General features: G+C 54.8%; 4 protein-coding genes and 1 pseudogene. 4 read left to right on the top strand and 1 reads right to left on the bottom strand.

Translation table 11 applies throughout. From position 1 onward, the window contains the following. Positions 1–50 precede the first annotated feature (50 nt). The gene (locus tag L692_RS0126110) at positions 51–380 is read right to left on the bottom strand and encodes a winged helix-turn-helix transcriptional regulator (protein ID WP_025702834.1); all 330 of its coding nucleotides are present in this window, start codon (positions 378–380) and stop codon (positions 51–53) included. 90 nt (positions 381–470) lie between these two features. Between L692_RS0126110 and L692_RS0126105 the strand changes: the two genes are divergently transcribed. The 4 genes and pseudogenes from L692_RS0126105 to L692_RS0126090 form a co-directional block, all read left to right on the top strand. Further along, complete coding sequence (locus L692_RS0126105) at positions 471–731, top strand: YqkE family protein (protein WP_025702833.1); 261 nt, start codon at positions 471–473, stop codon at positions 729–731. Positions 732–961: 230 nt separating this feature from the next. Beyond that, a complete protein-coding gene (locus L692_RS30895; RefSeq protein WP_025702832.1) occupies positions 962–2140 on the top strand; it encodes a polysaccharide deacetylase family protein in 1179 nt (392 codons plus the stop codon). Between the two features lie 80 nt (positions 2141–2220). Next, entirely contained in the window at positions 2221–2727 is a 507-nt protein-coding gene (locus L692_RS0126095) for a metallophosphoesterase family protein (RefSeq protein ID WP_025702831.1), read from the top strand. A gap of 6 nt (positions 2728–2733) precedes the next feature. Further along, positions 2734–3001 (top strand): annotated as a pseudogene (locus L692_RS0126090) (GNAT family N-acetyltransferase); the annotation flags it as partial.

Raw genomic sequence — 3001 nt, 5'->3', positions numbered from 1 at the left:
GCATTCAAGGGAAACCGTCCGGTTTCCCTTGAATGCGGCGCCCCAATGATCTATGTGGATGAGTTGGATTCAGCCACGATCCAGTCCCGGGACCAGCGCTCCAAATCCCGAATGACCGATTCCAGCGCCTTTCCCTTCTCGGTCAGGGAATATTGAATCCGCACCGGCGTTTCGGGGAACACCTCCCGGCGTACGATGCCCTCCTGCTCCAGATCTTTCAGCCTCTCGGACAGAAGCCTTCCGCTAAGAGGCAGGGAGGCCTCGATAGCGCCGAAACGCTGGGGGCCCTGAAGCAGCTGGTAGATGATCAGGCCGGTCCAACGCTTTCCGATAATATCCATGCTTTTTTGCAGCCGGGGACACAAGGAAGTCTGCTTCATTTGTCTCACCTCTTGCTCTCATTATAAACGAAAAGATTATGGACTAAAACCAATCGGAAACAAAACAAGCATAAGAAGGAGGAGATTACAATGGGGAAAAAGAAAAAATTGCCGAGCCCTCCCCGGGCGAACAAGGAGGAGGCTCCGGCAACCTTGAAGGACCTGCTGAGCAGTGAAGTATTGAACAAGCTGAAGGCGCAGGCCGATGAGCTGAAGAATGAGGAGAAGGACCGCAAAGAGGCGGAGCGCAAGGCGGCGGAGGAAGCGCGGAAGGTCGAGCAGAAGCGTCTGGACAACGATTTTGCCCATCTGCTGGAGAACAGCAGCCAGGACTGGCGGAAATACAAATAACCATTCAGAAATACAGAAGAGCTGTCCGAGACGTTCGGCCGGCTTTTTTGCGTGTGCATGTGCAAGCTCCGAACTGATCCCGGAGCACCGCAATTTCAAGGGAATGCAGCGCGCTTATTTCTTGAAGCCTCTGCAAAGATTAAAAAGTTGTTACTTCATATGGGGGGAGGCGGAATATGATAGGGATAGAAATGGAAGCGAGACTGTACGCTGGTTAGGAGAGTTTTGTGTTGAGAAAACTAATTATCCCCGTATTTGCTGCCGTCATCCTGGCTGGTCTGGCAGCCTTTATCAGTTTCAGGCAAGAGCCCCGCAAGGTCAATTTCGAGGTTTCCGGACGAGTGCTGAAATCATCCTGTCCCGTCGAATACTCGCATAACGAGCTGATGGTCCCGCAAGCCTTCGCCGAACATCTTCTGGGCGCAAATATCCGCTGGGATCGGCCCGCGCCCCTGCCAAAGAAGGTCTACTACAAAGATAAAGTGGCGGTCCTGATGTATCATCATCTGTCCCGGAAGCCGCCGAAGCCCTCCATCCTGTCGGTGGACCGGTTCGAGGGCCAGATGAAGCTGCTGAAGCAGGAAGGCTATAATGTGATAACCATGGATCAGTACCGGCGGTTTATGCTTGGCAACGGCAGGATTCCGGACAATGCCGTGCTGCTCACCTTTGACGACGGTTATGAGAGCTTCTACGAGTTGGCCTTTCCGATATTGCGAAAATACGGCTATACGGCGGTGGATTTCGTGATCGTCTCCGGTATCGATGACCGCAGCAAGCCGGGCTTTCCCAAGTTGACCTGGCAGCAGATGCGGGAGATGAAGAAGTTCGGAATGGGCTTTTACAATCACACCTATGATCTTCATTACTATGACGTTGTCAACGCCAAAGGCGGCAAGAAGCCCGCGCTGGTCGCGCACCATTACATAAAAGATAAATCCCGGAATGAGAACAACCAAGAGTATTACGACAAAGTGAAGAAAGATTTGGGACTGGCGGAGCGAAGACTGAGGGAGGAGCTCGGCAATACCGATTCGGCGCTTGCTTTTCCGTATGGGGCCTATAATGACGAGGTGCTTGGCATTACGGCTTCGCTCGGCATTCCGCTGACCTTCACGATTAAGGAGGGGCTTGTCGGCAGGGGGGAACGGAATGCCGGACGCATCAACGGGGGGAGCAATTTGCTGACTCCGGCGCAAACGATTGACCGGATCAGGCAGTTCGTGCCGAAGCGGGAGTTGACGGTGAACGGACGCAGCGTGTCGCTGACCGGCGCCGAGCCGGAGTTCAGAAACGGACGGCTGCTGGTTCCGCTCGACAACCTTTGCCGGTCGCTGCACATCACGATGGATTACGACCGGAATGACGGAATAGTAAAGCTGACGATGCCGGAAGCGCACCATGAGTAGCGCCGCTGCGGTAGACGAACCTGTGTCTACGTCGTACAATAATTTTCAATACGAATCCAAGTAAAGAGGAGGCGGCCGGGATGAAGGTGGGAGTCGTATCGGATACTCATATGACCCGAATGGCGAAGAAGCTGCCGAAAGCGTTGGTTGAGGGGCTTAAGGGGGTTGAACTGATTCTGCATCTGGGCGACTGGGTCGACATGGAAATCTATAATGAGCTGTCCACTCTGGCTCCGGTTGACGGAATTGCCGGAAACAACGACGGACAGGACATTGTGAAGCGCTTCGGCGAGCGCAAGATTGTGACGGTTGAAGGCGCGCGCATCGGCATGGTTCACGGACATCGGCCCTATACCGGGAGGGGTACGGATTTCAATGCCTTGAGAGCCTTTGAGGGCGAGGGCCTGGACTGCATTCTGTTCGGCCATTCCCACCAGCCCCTCTTGCGGAGAGAGAACGGCGTGCTGCTGTTCAATCCGGGTTCGCCGACAGACAAGCGGCGGGAGAAGCTGTATTCGTTCGGGCTGCTGGATATCGGTGAAGGAAAGATCGAAGCTCGCCATATTTTTTATGAATCGAAGGGATGAAGTCGCATGGCGATGGAACTGCGCGAGCTGACCGTTTCGGAAGGCAAGGAAATCTATGAGATGGCCCGCGAAATCGGGGCCGGAGAGAACGGGTTTGTAAATAGTCTGTATATTGCCGGGTACTCGAAATTCCTGAGGCTGCTTCCGGTTCTGCGGGATTATTCGCGCGGGGTCGGCCTGCCGCCGGGGCATGTGCCGCAAACCCTGTATTTCCTGTACGCGGAAGGCAGGCCGGTGGGCTACGGCAAGCTGCGCCACCGGCTGACCGACTCCT

The sequence above is a fragment of the Paenibacillus forsythiae T98 genome, from assembly GCF_000520735.1.
GTDB lineage: Bacteria > Bacillota > Bacilli > Paenibacillales > Paenibacillaceae > Paenibacillus_AQ > Paenibacillus_AQ forsythiae.
Note: the sequence above shows the minus strand (reverse complement) of the source record. Positions and strands in the feature narration are given on the sequence as shown.

Bases quoted from the DNA above. Each gene is read 5' to 3' on its own strand.
- L692_RS0126110 (WP_025702834.1), bottom strand. From the start codon at position 380: ATGAAGCAGACTTCCTTGTGTCCCCGGCTGCAAAAAAGCATGGATATT.
- L692_RS0126105 (WP_025702833.1), top strand. From the start codon at position 471: ATGGGGAAAAAGAAAAAATTGCCGAGCCCTCCCCGGGCGAACAAGGAG.
- L692_RS0126095 (WP_025702831.1), top strand. From the start codon at position 2,221: ATGAAGGTGGGAGTCGTATCGGATACTCATATGACCCGAATGGCGAAG.